This window comes from Desulfatibacillum alkenivorans DSM 16219 (assembly GCF_900142135.1).
GTDB classification, from domain to species: Bacteria; Desulfobacterota; Desulfobacteria; order Desulfobacterales; family Desulfatibacillaceae; genus Desulfatibacillum; species Desulfatibacillum alkenivorans.
In genome coordinates, this window is the sequence record NZ_FQZU01000017.1 from 38,275 (window position 1) to 55,157 (window position 16,883).

At 55.1% G+C, this 16,883-nt stretch carries 11 protein-coding genes; all 11 read right to left on the minus strand.

The window, feature by feature from the left end:
* Window positions 1-9: 9 nt before the first annotated feature.
* The 11 genes from BUE18_RS14235 to BUE18_RS14285 all read right to left on the minus strand — a co-directional run bounded on the left by BUE18_RS14235 (window position 10) and on the right by BUE18_RS14285 (window position 16,700).
* Window positions 10-2,019 (minus strand): DUF6785 family protein, encoded by a 2,010-nt coding sequence (locus BUE18_RS14235; RefSeq protein ID WP_083611025.1) that lies wholly within the window; start codon window positions 2,017-2,019, stop codon window positions 10-12.
* Window positions 2,019-6,767 (minus strand): M28 family peptidase, encoded by a 4,749-nt coding sequence (locus BUE18_RS14240; protein ID WP_244549327.1) that lies wholly within the window; start codon window positions 6,765-6,767, stop codon window positions 2,019-2,021. The genes BUE18_RS14235 and BUE18_RS14240 overlap by 1 nt, the downstream gene beginning before the upstream one ends.
* A gap of 164 nt (window positions 6,768-6,931) precedes the next feature.
* On the minus strand, window positions 6,932-7,684 hold the full coding sequence (locus tag BUE18_RS14245) for an ABC transporter ATP-binding protein (protein WP_073476784.1): 753 nt from the start codon (window positions 7,682-7,684) through the stop codon (window positions 6,932-6,934).
* Complete coding sequence (locus BUE18_RS14250; protein WP_073476785.1) at window positions 7,681-8,379, minus strand: ABC transporter permease; 699 nt, start codon at window positions 8,377-8,379, stop codon at window positions 7,681-7,683. The genes BUE18_RS14245 and BUE18_RS14250 overlap by 4 nt, the downstream gene beginning before the upstream one ends.
* A gap of 188 nt (window positions 8,380-8,567) precedes the next feature.
* Entirely contained in the window at window positions 8,568-9,347 is a 780-nt protein-coding gene (locus tag BUE18_RS14255) for a polysaccharide deacetylase family protein (protein ID WP_073476786.1), read from the minus strand.
* Complete coding sequence (locus BUE18_RS14260; RefSeq protein WP_073476787.1) at window positions 9,341-10,513, minus strand: glycosyltransferase family protein; 1,173 nt, start codon at window positions 10,511-10,513, stop codon at window positions 9,341-9,343. Before BUE18_RS14260 ends, BUE18_RS14255 begins: the two co-directional genes overlap by 7 nt.
* A 39-nt stretch (window positions 10,514-10,552) precedes the next feature.
* A complete protein-coding gene (locus BUE18_RS14265) occupies window positions 10,553-11,173 on the minus strand; it encodes a histidine phosphatase family protein (RefSeq protein WP_073476788.1) in 621 nt (206 codons plus the stop codon).
* Window positions 11,157-12,287 carry a glycosyltransferase family 4 protein gene (locus BUE18_RS14270; RefSeq protein WP_073476789.1) on the minus strand — a complete coding sequence of 377 codons (1,131 nt, stop codon included), beginning with the start codon at window positions 12,285-12,287 and terminating at the stop codon, window positions 11,157-11,159. Before BUE18_RS14270 ends, BUE18_RS14265 begins: the two co-directional genes overlap by 17 nt.
* Before the next feature lie 41 nt (window positions 12,288-12,328).
* Window positions 12,329-13,573, minus strand: coding sequence for a glycosyltransferase family 4 protein (locus BUE18_RS14275; protein WP_073476790.1), 1,245 nt, complete (start codon window positions 13,571-13,573; stop codon window positions 12,329-12,331).
* A gap of 99 nt (window positions 13,574-13,672) precedes the next feature.
* Complete coding sequence (locus BUE18_RS14280; RefSeq protein ID WP_073476791.1) at window positions 13,673-14,980, minus strand: glycosyltransferase family protein; 1,308 nt, start codon at window positions 14,978-14,980, stop codon at window positions 13,673-13,675.
* 229 nt (window positions 14,981-15,209) lie between these two features.
* Window positions 15,210-16,700 carry a 4-hydroxyphenylacetate 3-hydroxylase N-terminal domain-containing protein gene (locus tag BUE18_RS14285; protein WP_073476792.1) on the minus strand — a complete coding sequence of 497 codons (1,491 nt, stop codon included), beginning with the start codon at window positions 16,698-16,700 and terminating at the stop codon, window positions 15,210-15,212.
* Window positions 16,701-16,883 lie beyond the last annotated feature (183 nt).

A 16,883-nucleotide genomic window follows, 5' to 3' on the forward strand; every position in this document is an offset into this window, starting at 1 on the left:
CCGCAGCCTTTAGTTGTATAGGACCATGTAGCTGGAATCTCCGAACAGCCCGACAATCGCCCAGATCCCGCCCATGACAAAATCTCCGATGATCAATCCCATAAAGAACAAACGCAGCTTATTGAACAACTTGACCCCGCCGTACCGCATGCACAGGGAGTTGGCCAGCCAGCCCACGAAAAAGCTGAACCACAGGACTTTCATGGCCGAGCTGTATGCGGTCAAATATCCAATGGGGTGGATGGGCCACCAATAAAAGCGATGGTAGCAGACCACCAGAATCAGCATGACCACAGCGCCCAGGATGGAGAAAAAATGCACCCAGCGGCCCGGATCCGGGGGCGACTCCACCAGAGTCTGGACATTCTGCAGGGCGGCCAGGGTCGTCCTTGTGGCCCAGTCCAATTGCAGTTCGCGAATGCCGAACTTATAGCACAGGGCCAGCATGGAGATAAAGGACACCGCCACGGCCAGGATAATAGTCACGGTCATGCCCAGTAGAAACATGTTGGGCCTGCCCGCCCTTTTGCTGATCTTGCTTGCGTGAAACAGGGAGGGCATGAGCGATTCCCTGAGATCCAAAAACAGGACCTTTTGGCTCACTCCGGCGAGTAACACGCCCACCTTGCTGAAAAACTGAGGCCCGAAAAAGGACATCATGCCGTCCAAAGGCGCCATGGTCAGGGAAAAATAAGCCACGCCGCCCTGGCAAATAATCCGGCTGGCAACCAGCATGATCATAAAAAAGGCGCCTATGACCAAAAAGCTCACAATCAGAGGCATGCCAAAATACCAGTTCCACAAGGTCAGCGCCGCGTATCCGATTACAAAGCCCCAAAAAGCCAGGCGGGTGGAGAACCATTCCGCTCCGGACCATTCCACGGGTTTACGCCCGAAGGCCTCCCGGACTACGTCGGCCAAATGCCTGCGCGCCAGCCATAAAATAAACAAGAAAAAGATCCCGTAGGCTCCCAGCATCTGGGTTTCCTCCGGCCTGGTGATGTTGGGGCCGAAGGTCACGCCCAGGGCCGCGGCCGGAATGTTCAGGCCGAACAGGCTCAAGGCGCCGATGAACAATCCGCCCAGGATGAAGAAGAACCAGAAGGAGAATGATATCTGCCTGGAAGCCAGAAACGCGAACCCGATATAAGCCGGAAACAAATGAATCTTTAACTTATGAAATGCGGAGAACAGCCCGTATTTGGGAAAGTACGGCCCGGCCAGAATCAGCGTGGGAATGTCGGGCACCGATGGATAATAAAAATGCAGCCCGTTTAAAATATGCAGAAAAACCGGAATGCACAATCCCGCCAGCAAATACGGATTGCCGAAAAATCCGCCCAGGCTCTTGGTTTGCACGGCCTCTTCCATGGCCAGGGGAACCTGAAGCAGCGGGAAGTTCATGCGCTCGTTGTCCACCCATTGCCTGGCGAAAATGTTCACCATGCAAAGCATGACAAAATAGCTGAGCAGGATGAACACGCTCCAGGTTATGAGGGGCGCGGCCCAGGCGGACCAGGGGATGTTTTTGATCAACTCCATCCACCCCATGTCCCTGCCGCCGTCCAGGCCGTTGTACAGCAATTGAACGGCGTCCGGGTTTTGGGGATACCACGACTTGGGCAGCAAGGGGTGGAGCGTTTCGGCCCATCTGTTGCCGGCCGTGGCGAAGTGGTACGGTGCGGTCATGTTGATGAAAAAGGTGCGCACCAATCCGGTGTAGGCGATGCCCGAAACCAGGGCCATTAAAATCCAGGAAACCAGCAACTCCATGCCGGTGAGGATCTCCCGGCCGATCAGTTTGGCCAGGGCGTAGGCGACGAGAGTCAGAATCAAAAAGGCGCAAAAGGGCGCCAGGGGAAAATGCCCCCCGCCCAAGGGCGTGCCCTGCAGATAGACGTTGTTGTACGGCGTTACCGCGCAAATAACCAGAGCCAGCACGGACCCCAGGATCACCGCTCTTTTTCTTATGCTCCGGCTTTGCGACCGGGGTTGTATTTCATTGCTTTCCAAGGTCACTATTCATCCGCCGATCGAGAGTTCATGGCATTGTTCAGGATGTCCGTATACCGGATTTTTTCCTCCGGAGTCAGGGACCTCCACACCAAAAGCTGTTTGCGTAACTGGTTGACGAAAACCTTGTTGATGCGCTTCCAGGCATTGGTCTCCCCCGCTTCCCTGGTGAGGACGGTGCGGATTTCCAGGAAATAAGGATCGTCTTCGGAAGGCGCCATATAAATGTCCACCCGCTGCATGATGCCGAAGTCAAATGGCGCCAGCCAGGCTTTGACCTTTAAGTGCAGGCAGTGGCGCTTTTCGCACTGGTTTTCCGTACATAAAATGGGAACGGCGTCCGCGGTAAAATCCATGAATTGGCAATGGGGCGCCACTTCCATTTTGTTGGTGGAAAAAATCCCATGGGACACGTCCTGGTACGAGGCGAAATAATCGGCGATAAACCCCCCGATGCCTTGCACCTCGTCATACCGAATCAGCACGGGCATGGATACGTTGATGACGTTCTTTTCCGCGTCCGGCAAACTCCAGGAGCGATTGACGTCCGGGATGGCGATGCGTGCGGCCACCCTGGAGGGGTAGATTACTGAAATCAGGACCACGGCGAAGACCAGAATCATGGCCGCCACGCCCGCAAGGGAGGAGTAATTGACCGTCAGCCCGGCCCATAGGGACGTGCCTGAAAACAAGGCCGCTGCGGTCTGGGCCACGACGTAGCCCAGGACCACCGATATGACGGCGAAAGCCATGGACTCCGCTACGAACAAGAAGGCTACATGAGAAGGCGCCAGGCCCACGGAAGTGTATATGCCGATCTCGCGCTTGCGTTCATAAACCGTGCCGATCATGGTGTTCAACACGATAAGCGCCGCAATGATGATGGGAATGGCGATGTTGGGCACTCCGCTGTAGCTCAACGTGTCGCTGGCGTGATACACGAACACGCCTTTGGGCTCGCCTAAAAAGATGGAGAGCTTGAACCGGTCCACCAGCTTGGCCGCGGTTTTCTTGACGTCCACCCCTTTGGCCGGTTTGAACGCAATACCCTTCAGGCCCCCGCCCATGGCCATGACCGTGGTGTGAGGCATGATAACCGTCAGGTTGGGCTCCACATGCTGATACCTGCTTTGGAAGGCTTTAACGTCCTCGCCGGACTCCAGGGCGGCGGCTTCCACCTCGCTCATCTGGGCGGAAATCTCCCCGGGAAAATACACGGGAGTCAGCATTTCATCGTCCAGGTCCCGTCTTTCCTCCAAAATCCGGCTTGAAAACACGCCGGCCACGTCAAAGGGCTCGCCCCACAGGGTCACGGCGCCGGTTGGATTTTTCGGATCAATGTCCAGGGCTTCGGCCATACGCTCCGGAAGCAGGACGGCATGGGAGTCGTTTTCATCCAGCCAACGGCCTCCAACAAGCTCCTTGCCAATGCCGGTAACCTCGGGCTCCGTGCTTGCAAGGCCCACCAGTCCGGCGGCCGCAAACACCTTTTCTCCGCGCCGCACCGTAATGTGCAACGGCCGGGTTTTATCCTCCACCTCCAGCCAGACGCGGGGGGCGGAGACTCCCTTTCCGGCCAGTGCGTCCCGAAGAGTTTCCCGGGCTTCCGGCGGCAGGTCCCGCCAGTTGATATTTTTTAGCAGCAGCCCGTTATATGGCGCCGTATCCATGAACAGGCGCGAAAAGCTGTATCGCAGGCTTTGTATGGAGGTGAAGCTCATGATGGTGAAAGTCAGGATGATTAGGGTGATGCAGGTGAAGGTAGTCCTTAACCTGCGCCTTCTCAGATTGCTGACTCCCAGGAAAAAGGCCGCGGAAAAAGCCTGCCAGCGCCCCATTTCAGCCGCACGCACGTGGCTGGCCCGTTTTTGCAGCAAGGTCATTTCCTCTTCAAAACGGAAGAAGATAATCAGGCTGACCACCAGAGACAAGCCGATAATGAAAAAGGCCAGAACCACAACCATGGGGCTGTAGGCAAGCTGGAAGGCCGGATGCACTTTGTATATGACGAAAATCAGGGCCGCCAGGATCGCCATAAAAGCGATAATCCGGCGATGGATGTCGGCGAAGGAAAATAAAAGCCGTTCCATGCAAAAGGCGAATGGCACGAACAGGGCGATGTAAAACAACACGCCGAAAAGCACGTCCTTTTGAGTCTTTTCCACGTCGTCATAAACCCTGCTGGCAAGAGCCCAGGATTTTTTAGCCGACTCGTAGGCCCTGGCGTATTGCTTGGATTTCAGAAACTGCTTGGAACTATCCAGCGCAGCGGTTCCGTCGTCCATGAGCTCCCGCAGCTTGTCGTTGTAAATGCCGTGGCTTTCCAAGCTGTCGATGCGCGGCCCTAAAAGCGCCCACATGTCCTTGGCCGCCTGCTGCTCGGTATTCAGGATGACATCCTGATCGTCCACGGAAAAGCCCACGCCCTCGGGCGCGCCTTCCGTGGCGTTGGTCAGGACCAGCTTTTTCTTGAGCACCGTGTCCGACAAGGTGAGCTTGAACCGGGACTGGGGCGGCATGAATATGGAGGCCAAAACCGAGGTGCGGGTGTCAATCCGGCTATACCAAAAACGCCTGGGTTCGGCCTCCTGCCTGGCGTCGATCAACTGAATTTTGGTCATGGGCCAGAAACTGCGCGGTTCCAGCAGGTTGAACAACGTGGTCTGGCGGCAGGAGAACATGATAAGGTCGGTTTCCGCGGATTTTCTGAGAACCTTGACCCGGTATGCGTCCTTGCCGGTGGTCTCCTTGTCGATGGCCCAATAAGCCTGGCCGTTCTCGTCAAAGCGGTATCCTTCCAGGATCGCCTTATCCGTGGAGTGCTTCTTGTCCGCCATGCCCTTTAGCTGAAAATCGCCCAGGGCGTCGGTCATAACGTGGATGATGGAAGGGCCCTGAAAGCAAAGTATGGTGGTCTTGGGGGCGGCCTGGTCGGCGAATAGTTCGCCATGACGCATAAATTTTGCGTGGCCCGTGACAGTGGAAAAGCCTAATTTAGGATCTTTTCCGGAATGCAATTCGTCGGCGAATGCCAGTTGTTCCAGGACCCCCAAGACCATCTCGGCCTGCTTGGAGGCCGTATTCCAATCCATGTTATCTATCGTATCAAAGGGCGTCCCCCACATGGGACGGGAATCGTTGATCGTCACAAAACTGGCGCTGGGATATCCGGCCAAAGCTCCCACTTCACCGCTCAAAGCCGGTTTATCTCCAAACCAGCTTTGCCAGGTGCGCAGCCCGCTGGGCCTGAGCGTATCGGCCAGGGGGTATTCCATGCCATTTTCTTTTAACTTGGCGCCTGCCTTTTGCATGGCTTTGTCCAGGGTTTTATAGGCGGAAGTCCTGTTGACTCCGTCCTTTAGCGAATAATGCCACCCCTGGCTGAAGCCGCCGGCGCCGTCCCCGTGGCTGGAAAGATGCAGCGACAAGGCGGAAACCACCTTGTACTCCCCCACCTGTTTTCTGAACGCCCTGGCCGTCTTGATGATCTTGCGCTGCTTGTTGGCGTCCTTGACCACGTATTTCAGGTTTTTTTGGGCGGGATTGATTAACGAATGCATCAACTCCCGATCCTGATCGGTCAAATCCTTGTACGGAACCCAAAGCAGGGAGCGCAAAGCCATGCGCTTTTCCGCCAGCTTGTTGATTTCCTTTTTCTTTTCGTCCTTATTATCGGCCAAACGCAGGCGCATTAGCTTGTTGGATATGGCGTCCACCTGGGTTTTAAGCTCTTCGGACACCGCGTCGCGCAGGGCGTTGAAGTCTTCCCTGTTGGTCGGGAACTTGTCGGAAAATGCATCCAGGCTTTCCAAAGCCTTTTCGCCGTCTTCAATGACCTGCTCCAGACGGGCTTTTTCTCCCTTGATGACTTTATTCTTGGTGCACAGGCTCCACCACAACTCCCGGGCGCCGGCAAGGCCCTGGGCATGCCCGGCGGTGGCTACGAAGAGCACCGAACGGGGCGGCGGATTTTCCTTGAGAATGCGGATCAACTCCAGCAATGCCACGATGCCGCCGGCCTCATCCGCTCCCGGGGACTTGCCGAATACCAGGGCGGTGCTGTCGTAAAAGGCCTCCACCACCAGGAGCTCCTGCTTGAGGTTCTCGTCGGTTCCTTTCATGAAACCGTAAATATTCTGCGCCTTGACCTGCTCCCAGGCCATGGATGTTTTCAATTCCGCGTTTTCAGCGGCCAAACCTCTGGGCGCGGATTCATAATCTCCGAAAACTTCCCGGGCCTCGGCTCTGGTCATCCAGAACCGGGGAAAGTTATAGGGGGTCAGCTCGAATTTTTCCTGGAAAAAAATCTTGGACGTGTTGGGATCGCCCACATAGATCAAGGCTTTGGCGCCCAGGGAGGCGGCATTCTGCCAATTCTTGCCCGACTCCATGTCCATGAGCATGATGCAGCCGGCGACCTTTTTTCCCTGAAGATCCTGCAGCCCGCCTTTTCCGGCGTAGACCACGGGTCCGGAGACTCCGTCTTCAAAGGATTGGGGGGCGATGGCGTTGGAATAAATGGGATTTAAAGCCACAGGCCGGGAGTCCGCCCCCAAGGAAAGGGAGCTTCCCCTATGCTCCAAAATGGGTACGCGAAAGTCCAGGGATTCTACGTCTTCCAGGCCCAAAGCCTTGAACCGTTCGGCAATAAAAGCCGAAGCCTGGACGCAGCCTTCCGAGCCCGTGCTGCGATCTCCCAGAGAGGACAGGTAGGCGGTGTCTTTCCGCATTCCGTCGTGATCAATGGAAGCCAATCCCGCGCCCGGCAAGCCGAGGCTGATAAGGAAGGCCAGCAGGAGGAGCAATCCTGCATAGAATTTATTTGTGTGCATTGGGGGCATATTTGGTTCAGCTCATCAAGAGAGTGTCATGACCATCATAAAAATCGTTCCGGAGAGAAGCCGCAAATGCCTATAAATCAGTGCGTCTCCGCCGCTTCGCGCGTTCCGATCTGTCCTACGGAAATGTTCAGTTCGTCCCGGTTTTCCACTTTGTCCACCAAGCCGTCCCGAATCCAGACGACCTGATCCGATACATTGAGCATCTTAAAGTCATGAGTGGCGGAGATGACCGTCACGTTCCGCTCCTGGCTGAGTTTTTTTAGCAGAGCAATGATTTCCTCGCCCGTGGACAAGTCCAGGTTGCCCGTGGGCTCATCAGCCAGGATGATGCTGGGGTCGTTGGCCAGGGCTCTGGCCACGGCGACCCGCTGTTGCTGGCCGCCGGAGAGTTCGTTGGGTTTATGGCTGTATCTGTCGCCCAGGCCCACCAGCTTGAGGAGCTCCATGCCCTTTTCCATGGACGCGCTGCTGGTCTCGCCGGCGAATGTCATGGGCAGGGTCACGTTTTCCAGGGCGGTCATAACCTGGATCAGATTGAAGGTCTGAAAAATGTAGCCGATTTTACGGCAGCGCAGCCAGGCCAGCTCATAGGCGTCCAACTGGGCGATGTCCACTTCGTCGATGTAAACCCGGCCCGAAGTGGGTTTGTCCAGCCCGCCTATCATATTAAACAGAGTGCTTTTTCCCGAGCCGGAAGGCCCCATGATGGAAATGTAGTTCCCCGTGGCGATCTCCAGGTTGATCCCCTTAAGGGCCTGAACCGTGATTTTGCCAAGGTTGAAGCTCTTGGTGACTTCCGATACCCTGACCACATTCTCGATATTACTCAATGCTCAACCCTCATGGCTTCCACTGGTTGCATGCGTGAGGCGATCCAGGCGGGATAAAGGACGCCGGCCAGACTAAGCAGGATTCCGGCCGCCATCGCCGTTCCCACGGACATAAACACATGGCTCCAGTTCATATTGGTTAATACCGGAGACCCGAAACGCAGTAAAAAACTAAGCAAGGCGAAAAAAGCGCCGCCCAGCGCCCCCGCAAGGGAGCCGACAAGGCCTTGCATGCCCGCCTCCAATACAAATAGCCGCAAGACAAAACGGTCCAGGGCGCCCAGGCATTTCATCGTGCCTATTTCACGGAATCGCTCGGTAACGGCCATCAAGTGCGCGTTGACAATACCCACCACGCACACCAGAAGCGACAACAGGGCTATCCACCGCTGCTTGGGGCTGCTCCCCGCCGTGTCCTGGTCCGGAGCCAAATCATAACCGGACTGAACCAATGCCTGCCTGTATCCCCGCTCGCCAGAGGACAACAATCCATTGGCGGCGTCCGTGCTTACCAGCACAAAGCTGAAAAAACTGATAGCCAACACCAGCGAGGTGGTCGTTATCAGAGAACGAAAAAACCGCGCCTTAATGCTTTTGAACGAAATTTCCAGGGATTTCCTGAACGGAAGGACCACAAGTCTGCTGACTTTGCCTTTCCCTGCATTCGATCCTTGGGCTGTTTCCGCGCTAACCATGAACTTGCAAGCCCCCAAAAGAAGCGATAGGTTTTAAGAAATCAGGCGCACTCCGCCATGTTCTGATGGAAATGAGCGTCCAAAGGAAATGATTTTTTTTGAAAGAAATTGGGCGTCCACACGCCCTGTTTTAAGGTTCTGCAGAAACTATAATACATCAGGCGCAAAAGTAAAATTAATAATCAATATTAATTTAAGCCGAGAGAATCAAAAGCGCCCAACTCAAGTTTCTTGTCCGCGCAAAAGGCCTGCAGCAAAGCCTCCAGAGCTTCAAAAGCCGCGTCGTTCATCAATTGGTGGTGAATCATGACCCCGCAATACCCGCTGGACAGGGCCCTGGACAGTTCCTGAAAAAAAACCGTCAAATCCTTTTTTCCATCCTTTTCCCTGCGGGTGTGAAGATCCACATTCACAAAGATGTCGGGAAGGCCTTGCGATTTTGGTTTGGCCCCTATACTGCGCGAAATTCCATTATACCCCATGGATTGCAGCAGGGCAAGCGTATGAGCGCTGCATCGATTCCAGGGGGGGGTGAAAAAGGGGAAAAAGCGCGGACCCAGAATTTGCTCCAATCGCTCCTTTCCCAAAGCAAGGTCCCTGGCGATCGCCTCCTTGGTGCGCGACGGCCCGAACTCCTGTTTCTTACCTTCCGGCTCATGGTTGATATGCCGCCAGCCGTGCTGATGCCAGCACCATAAGGAAGGTTCATCCCCGGCGGCCTCTAGAAGAGCCTGCCATCTTGGGCGGGAAATCCAGGAGGGGGTTACAGCGAGGCACAAAGGGGTTTGATACTTTTTAAAAAGCGCCATCATCTGGGTGAAGTTTTTGGACGGCGCGGCAATATCGTCAGCCCGAAAAAAGACCTTTCCCCGGCTGATTTTTTCCAGGGACTCATTCATGGTTCGGTCAAGCGAGCATTTAAAATCGTCCGGGTCGCATTTCCAAATGTCAGAAACAACTTTCAGCATCCGTCTCCGCTCCCATTGAGCGCCAGGCTCTCGGCCCATGCCGCCGTTTCCGCGGCGCCGTTCAGGTTGACCGGCGGAGTTTTCCCCCTGCCCTTTTCGATGATTCTTCGCATGCGAGGGATGAGCTGGTCCGGGCTTAAGCCCGCTTCGTCCAGAATTTCCAGGGCGCCCAAGGCTTCCAGCTTCCGGGCGCGCATAAGCTGTTCGCGATTCTGCTCAAAAGGCAGTACCAGGGCCGGTGCATGGGCGGCCAAAGTGTTCATGCAGGTGTTGTAGCCCGCCATGCTGATGGACAAATCCGCGGCGTCCAGCCAGGTCAGAAAGTCGTCGGAAAATCGTTCAACGACCAGATGGTCGTTGGAGCAGGCGGCCAGGCGCTCGTAATGGTCATCATCCAGAAACGGGCCGGTAAAAACGTGCATATGCCAATTTGCCGGGGCTTTTTCCAAAAAGGCCTTTTCCACGGGCTCCAGCAATGGCGCCCCCACCTTGCCGCCTCCGGCGCTGACCACGATCAATTTTTCCTCCGGTCCTATCCCCAGGGCTTTGCGCAGCTTTTCTCCGGCGCCGGGCCTGGGCTTGGGCGTGACAAAACCAGTGTAACAGACCGGAACCGTGATTTTATCCATGGAGGCGAATGTGTCGTCCAGGCTGACCAGCGAGGGGTCCGCATGCACGGCTAATCCATCAAAACACGCATTTAAAATGCTCGTTACCCTGTTTTCATAGGAGGCGGGGTTCTTCTTTTCCACCAGGATGTCCCGAAGGCTGCACACCACTTTGCAAGGAGGCAAGTCCCCCCGGCGGATTCCCGCCAGGATGGGATCCAACTCAAACCTGAAGGCCTTACGGCCGAAGGGATACAATTCCACAATGAAAAGATCGGGCTTTTCATGTGAAAACATCTTCCCCAATAGCTCCACGCGCTCTTGTTTGACCTCTTCAATGCTCTTGGCCGGGTCCAGGGAGTGCATGCGGGAAAAATCCGCGTCCATGGCCAGGCCGGGCAGGCGGATTTCACGAACGTGAGGGGGAAGCTCCGCGTCCACGGGAGGACCTCCGGACACAAGAATCACCTCGTGGCTTGAAAACGCCTTGATGATTTCCAGGCTGCGAAAAAAATGCCCCATCCCCAGCACGTGTTGGCAGTAAAAAAGTATTTTCATGAACTCTTTCTATATTGATAGCAGCAATAGCCGGGCCAATTATTTCAAAGCCACGCCGTTCAGGGCCTCGATTGTCAGCCCAGCGCCGTCGCACGTCAAAATCTGGGCGTATCCTTTTTTCAGCACCGAAGGCTCTGAGGGTAAAAAAGCCCGGCCCAAAAGGTGGTACATGATGCAGGCTATGACGCCCCGGTGGGCTACGATAATGATGGTCTGGCCCGTCCATTTTTCATGAAGCCTTTGTAAGGCCTTGATGCAGCGTTTCATGACCGATATGCGGGACTCGCCGCCCGGCGGAGAGAACTCCCACCCCAAATCCACCATGCTTTGCAATATAACGGGCGACTCCTCTTTGATCTCAGCCAGGGTCTTGCCTTCCCAACGCCCCCAGGACTGTTCCAGAAAACCCACGTCCTGGCTCAGGGGCAAATCCAGGGCTTCGTTGATGTATACGGCCGTGTCCACAGCGCGATTCAAGGGGCTGCATATCATTCGATCCGGGGAATATTCTTTTAGAATCGCCCCCCAGGAGCGCGCGGCCTGAACCCCTTCCGGGGTGAGCGGGCTGTCCGTCATCCCCTGGATGAGCTTCATTTGGTTCCATTTTGTCTGCGCGTGACGCACCAGAATAAACCGGGTTGTTTCAGCCTTGTCGTTCATAATGCTCCCTAATGCACCGGTTCAATATATCTTCCATATTGGAATAATTGCAATCCAGGTCATGCCGGGATCTCACATACGAAGCCGCCCGGGCGCCCATTTCCGCCCTTTTTTCCGGATTGACCAGCAAGTCCTTCATGGCGTTCACATAAGCGCCCAAATCGCCCAAAGGGGTGAGAAAGCCGGTCCGGCCGTGGATCATGACCTCGGGGATGCCGCCGTTATGGCAGGCGACTATAGGCAAGCCGCAGGACTGGGCTTCCAAATAGACCATGCCTAACGTTTCGTTGAATCCGGGAAAGGCGAACACGTCCCCGGCGCTGTACACCCTGTTCATGTGATCCCGCGGAATTTTTCCCAAGAGAATAAAATCTTCGCCCAAAGACTCTTCGGCCGCCTGTTCGATGCGGCGGCGCTCCCTGCCGTCGCCGGCGATGGCCAGCTTAAATGGAAGGCCCTGATTCTTGAGGATCCCGCAGGCCCTGATGACCCACAGCAGGCCCTGGGTTTTGACGTCAGCCCGGAACATGGCGGCGGAAAGCACCACGGGCTTGTCTTCCGCGCCCCACTGTTTTCTTAGTTCAACTCTTGCCTCTTCATCAAAAGCAAACAATCCAGGCTTAATGCCCGGGCGGATGTAGCTTAGCCTGGAAGGAGCGATCAACCGCCTGAGGTTTTTCAGGTCTTCCCTGCGATTGGCGAAAATATGATCCGCAGCCTTCAAGGCAAGCCGGTTCAGGTGGAATCCGGGCATGGTCTTTATGCGGCGTTTATGCTTGGTGGAATAGATGCCCTGAAAAATCGCGTAAGGCAGGTTGAGCGCCTTGCAGACGCCGGGCCCCAGCAGGTCCGGGGCTTTGTAGTAGGAATGATAGGTCAGCCAAAGGTCGGGTTTTTCAGAAGCGGCGAGATCCAGCACCCGTCTTTTTTCCGCCCGGATTTGGGGAAGCATCCCAGGCTTCCAATACATCCAACGGGTGCGCAGCCTGCTGGCGGCCGTGACTTCATGGCCCCGGCTTTGCAGGTATTCCACCAGTCCCCGGGCCGTCACAAGATCCCCGGAGGGATTGGGGTGATCCAGCGGCTTGAATGGAGGATAAAAAAATATCTTCATACACCGGTCCAGGCAATTGTCGGCTGACTAATTGAATATTATTACACTCCGGCGGCCCGATGAAGTTCGGCCAAATCCCCTATGAGCTTTTTGTTGGCGAATTCGGCATTGACAAGCGCCCGGGCGTTTTCGGCGACTTCCTTCCGCAATTCTTCTTGCGTGAGAAGTTTCATAATAGCGTCCGCCATGGCTTCGGGCGATTTGGGATCCACCACCAAACCGGTGTTCTCATGGCGCAGCACCTCCGGAATAGCTGACACGTTGGTTCCCACAACAGGCACGCCCATGGCCATGGATTCCAGGAATACATTGGGAATTCCGTCCCGGTCTCCGTTTTTGGCCACCTCGCAGCCAAGGACGAACAGGTCTGACTTGCGGAATTGATCCAGCACAACGCCGTGGGGCCGGGTTCCCAGAATTTTCGTGTTGGATTCCAGGCCAAGTTCCTTGATAAGCGCCAGGAGGTCTTCCTTGTCGTCTCCGTCGCCTATGAGGGTGTGCTGGAAATCCACGCCTCGTTCCTCCAGAATTTTCAGAGCCTTATACACGGTGGGCAGGCCTTTTTTGGCGGTCATCCTGGCTACGGTGAATAATTTGTAAGGCGGTTTGGGCATGGCGCCGTTTTCGGACCCGGCGAACAACTCCACATCGATCCCGTGATAAATCCTGTATATGGGCGTCGACCCGTCCAGGGCGATTTTCTTTAAGTGCCGGCGGTTATATTCCGTGCACGTCACCACGTATTGGGCCAGCTTGATTTTTTCCGCAAGCTGCCTTTCGTCCGAGGTGTAGATGTCCTTGGCGTGGGCCGTGAACGAAAAAGGAAGGCCGGAAAGCATGCTGGTGAACATGGCCACGGACGTGGGCGAATGGGCGAAATGGGAGTGCAAATGCGCAACCCCGCTTTGGGGCAGTATTTTATGCACAACGTATCCGGCCTGAAGCAGGTGCTTGAAAGTGGCCGACTTTCTGGTGCGCAAAAATCGTTTAAAGGCCAGGCCCAGGGCCTTCAGGTAGACATCCGGCTTTTTTACCAGCAAAGGGATGTTATGCCGTAAAAAAGTCCCCATGGGCCTCCAAAGGGTCTGGGGAAGATAATCCACAGGCGCTTTAATCTGCTTAACGCTGTCGTGGCAAAAGGATTCCCTGGGATGCCGCATGGAAATCAGGTGGATTTTAAATCCCATTTGTTCGAGCAAAAGAATTTCATTGGAGATAAATGTTTCGGAAATTCTGGGATAGCCTTTTAAGATGATGCCCAACACGGGTTTTGCCTGATCACTCATTATGCATTTTCCTAAACGTAAAAAGCCGAAGGCGTTCGCCGGGAACAACGGCCCCGCAGCGCCGCGGCGGCTTTGAATTTAATATTACGGGCTCTGACTTCAATCCGGCCCATGATAGCGGGCCATTTGGGCGTGGGCGGGCAAAGGGTTGGAGGGCTCTGAAAGCCCGCCGTACGAGGTGGATGCGGCGGCCTTTTTGCAGGAACAACCGGCGGGTTGGCGTTGGAATTGTTTCAGGCGCTGGCTGATGACGTCCAGGCCCGTGAGTTGAAATTCCGAAATGGCCTTTAAATAAGGTTTGGAATTGCCCAGAAGCTCCTTGATTTTGGAGTCCATGGCCTCCGGGCAAAGGGAGTCTTCGGGGATATAGTCAACCAAACGCCTTTCCTTGAGAACCTGGGCGCGAATCAACTGCTCCTTGCGCGGCGTCTCCCTGGGGATGATCAGGGACATTCTTCCCAAAGTAAGGCTTTCGCAAACCGTGTTATATCCTCCCATGCTGACCACCAGGTCTGCAGCGGCCAGAACCTCCTCCATGCTCCGGTGGAACTGGATGGCTTGTACGCCCAGTTTTTTGGCCCGGGAAACCACGTTATCCCGCTCTTTTTCCGCCATAAAAGGTCCTGTGACCAACAGGCTTTTAAAGGAGGTTTTTCCCTTTTGGCGTTCCAGCATGGATAAAAAGCAGTTCAGCAGGGAGTAGCCGTCCCCTCCCCCGCCGGTGGTGGCCACTACCAGCTTTTCGCCGTTGGAGCACCCAAACCTCTTACGCATGGCTTTTACGGCGGCGGTCTCGGGTACGTTTCGGGGAATATAGCCGGTGAAAAGCATCTTGTCGCTGATTGCCGAAGGGATCTGATACTCGGTTATGGGATCGTAGAAATCCTGAATTCCATAGACCCAGATCTCGCTGTAGGTGTCCTCCAGCAGGTCGTAGATGCCCTTATCCCGCCAGTCTTTCCGGGTGGCCGACGACTCGTCCATGATGTCGCGCAGCCCCAGGACGGTCCTGGTTCCGGGCAAAGACCTGCGCAGCCACTGAAGGGTGGGCAGGATCTCTTTTTTAAGGCCCAGGGGCTCTTTGTCCACAATGAACAAATGGGGCTGAAAGGTTTTCGCCGTGGCCTTGATAATGCTCTTGCGAATGTCCAGCGCCTGATTGGGATGAATCTTGATGGAAAGAGGCAGATATTCTTCGTTGGCTTTTTTGATCATGCCCGGAATCCGGACAAAGTCGATCTTGTCCGGCAGGGCGTACCGCCCCACAATGGGGGAGCCCGTCAGTATGAGTATATTGGTGTTACGCCCACGTAAATGCGATGCAATGGCCATGGTGCGGCGGATGTGCCCAAGGCCGTAAGTGTCGTGGGAGTACATCAGGATATTATATGTCGATTTGCGTTTCATCCCTTGTTCCAACGTGGTGTGCGTGGAGTGTTTTCGTATTAACAATAATGGCTTTTCGGGTCAATAGGGAAATCAAATTCGACGGGTTGGGAACAATTTTCTAGAATTCCGTAAGTCGCGGAGGGCGATCGACAAATTCAAGCGGCGTGGAGATGCCATGACAAAAGGATGGGACAAAAAAGGCCGAACCCGATAGGGTCCGGCCTTGTGAGTGGGATCAAACAGTATTTTAATTGCCGGCCCAATCCTTGGCGCCCTTGTTGTGGCCCGGCCATTCGCTTGATTCGCCGATGCCGGCCCATTCCTTGGCAATGCCGATTCGGTACTCCAAATCATAATGGGACCGCACCAGAATATGCCCGGTATGGGGAGAGCCCGAAGCGTTCACGCCCCACCCCATATAATAGCCCGTGAACTCGGTGGAGGACAGCTCCCTGCACAAATACAGGGCGCGCATGCGTTCTTCGGTGGTGTATTTCCCGTTTCCCGCCAGGGTGAAGTCCAGGAGCTTTTTGAGCGCGGGGTTCTGGTAATCTCTGGCCGTGGGCATGGTGACAATAATTCCGCCGCCGATGTCGTGAAGCATTTGGATATGCTCTCCGGTCAGTTCCTTGATGTAATTTAGCCCGGCATTGGCCTTGAGGGGATCGGGCATGAACACGCCGCTGGGATGCATCCTGCCCGCCGCCGCAGCTCCAAAAGCGCAACCTTGGGCGATTTCCGCCATTTGCATGCAGTGCGTCAGCTTGTCCTGGATATGGGACTTGTTCAAGACTCCGTTTACATCGGCGACCAGGGCGGCGATGCCGGCCACCAGGTCCGAGTGCCCTGCCAGGCAACTGCACTTGGACTGACGCTGAATCGTTCCGAAATAGTAGGGAAACAAAGCCGCCATGTCCCATTCTCCGCACAGGAGGACCTGATCCCAGGGAATGAAGACGTCCTCAAAAAAGGTCGTGCCTTCCACAATTCCAAAAGCGGAGCTCATGGGGCACTGCATGGGCATGTCGATATGCTCCACGTTGGGAGAGGGTTTGGCGATCATGGTGATGCCCGGCGTGTCGGTGCGCGCCCAAAAGGCCACGGCAAAATCCTTGTCCTCCCCGGTCATGGCCCGGCAAGGCATGACGCTGATAATGGGCGTGCAGGGGCCGTAAGATGTGTGCACCTTGCACCCGCTGACCGTAATGCCTTTGGCGTCCTTTTTAACGACCCGCACCCCCGGATAGTTCTGTTGCTTGGACGGCCTGACCGAACGATCCCCCTTGGCGTCCATCTTGCCCAAAGACGAATCCCAGTCGTTTTTCTGCATGAGCTCTGCAAAACGCTTCATGTTCTCGTGATACTTGGTCCCGTGCTTCTGATCCGTCTCCCAGGTAACGGCCCATAATAGCGTCTGGATGTTGGAGCCGCACCAGGCGCAAAACCGCCGATTGGCAATGTCCCGGGTTAAATCCAGCTTAAGCAGGGAGTCTTCCATGGAGGTTTGTAGGTGGGTGCTCAGCCTGCGGATGGGTTCGTGGGTCAGGGGCGACTGCACGGCGGCCACATCCTTGTTGGCTGCTTCAAAGGCAAAATCATGGTTTTGGGAGACGATCTTCATGGTGGATTCAAAACGGGGATCGTCCCAGATGTTTTCCACCTTTTCCCCTAACATGTATACATTGGGTTTGGTCTGCCGCAAAAAATCCAGGTATTCTTCTCCGGTTTTGATAGCCATGGCGTCTCCTTTCCATTTTTGGTTTTTGTGGGATATGAAACAAGGCGTTAGTCCCTTGCCTGCAATTTGTTGAGACCATTATAGCGGGCGGTATTCGCCCTGGCTATCGGCCCTTGTCGGATAATTTTGACAGAATGCCGATAGGAACTTGTCAGAATTTGGACTACAGTATATCCTGGAATC

Excerpts from the sequence above, each read along its gene's own strand:
- BUE18_RS14250 (WP_073476785.1), bottom strand. The coding sequence starts at position 8,379 with ATGGTTAGCGCGGAAACAGCCCAAGGATCGAATGCAGGGAAAGGCAAA.
- BUE18_RS14255 (WP_073476786.1), bottom strand. The coding sequence starts at position 9,347 with ATGCTGAAAGTTGTTTCTGACATTTGGAAATGCGACCCGGACGATTTT.
- BUE18_RS14260 (WP_073476787.1), bottom strand. The coding sequence starts at position 10,513 with ATGAAAATACTTTTTTACTGCCAACACGTGCTGGGGATGGGGCATTTT.
- BUE18_RS14265 (WP_073476788.1), bottom strand. The coding sequence starts at position 11,173 with ATGAACGACAAGGCTGAAACAACCCGGTTTATTCTGGTGCGTCACGCG.
- BUE18_RS14270 (WP_073476789.1), bottom strand. The coding sequence starts at position 12,287 with ATGAAGATATTTTTTTATCCTCCATTCAAGCCGCTGGATCACCCCAAT.
- BUE18_RS14275 (WP_073476790.1), bottom strand. The coding sequence starts at position 13,573 with ATGAGTGATCAGGCAAAACCCGTGTTGGGCATCATCTTAAAAGGCTAT.
- BUE18_RS14280 (WP_073476791.1), bottom strand. The coding sequence starts at position 14,980 with ATGAAACGCAAATCGACATATAATATCCTGATGTACTCCCACGACACT.
- BUE18_RS14285 (WP_073476792.1), bottom strand. The coding sequence starts at position 16,700 with ATGGCTATCAAAACCGGAGAAGAATACCTGGATTTTTTGCGGCAGACC.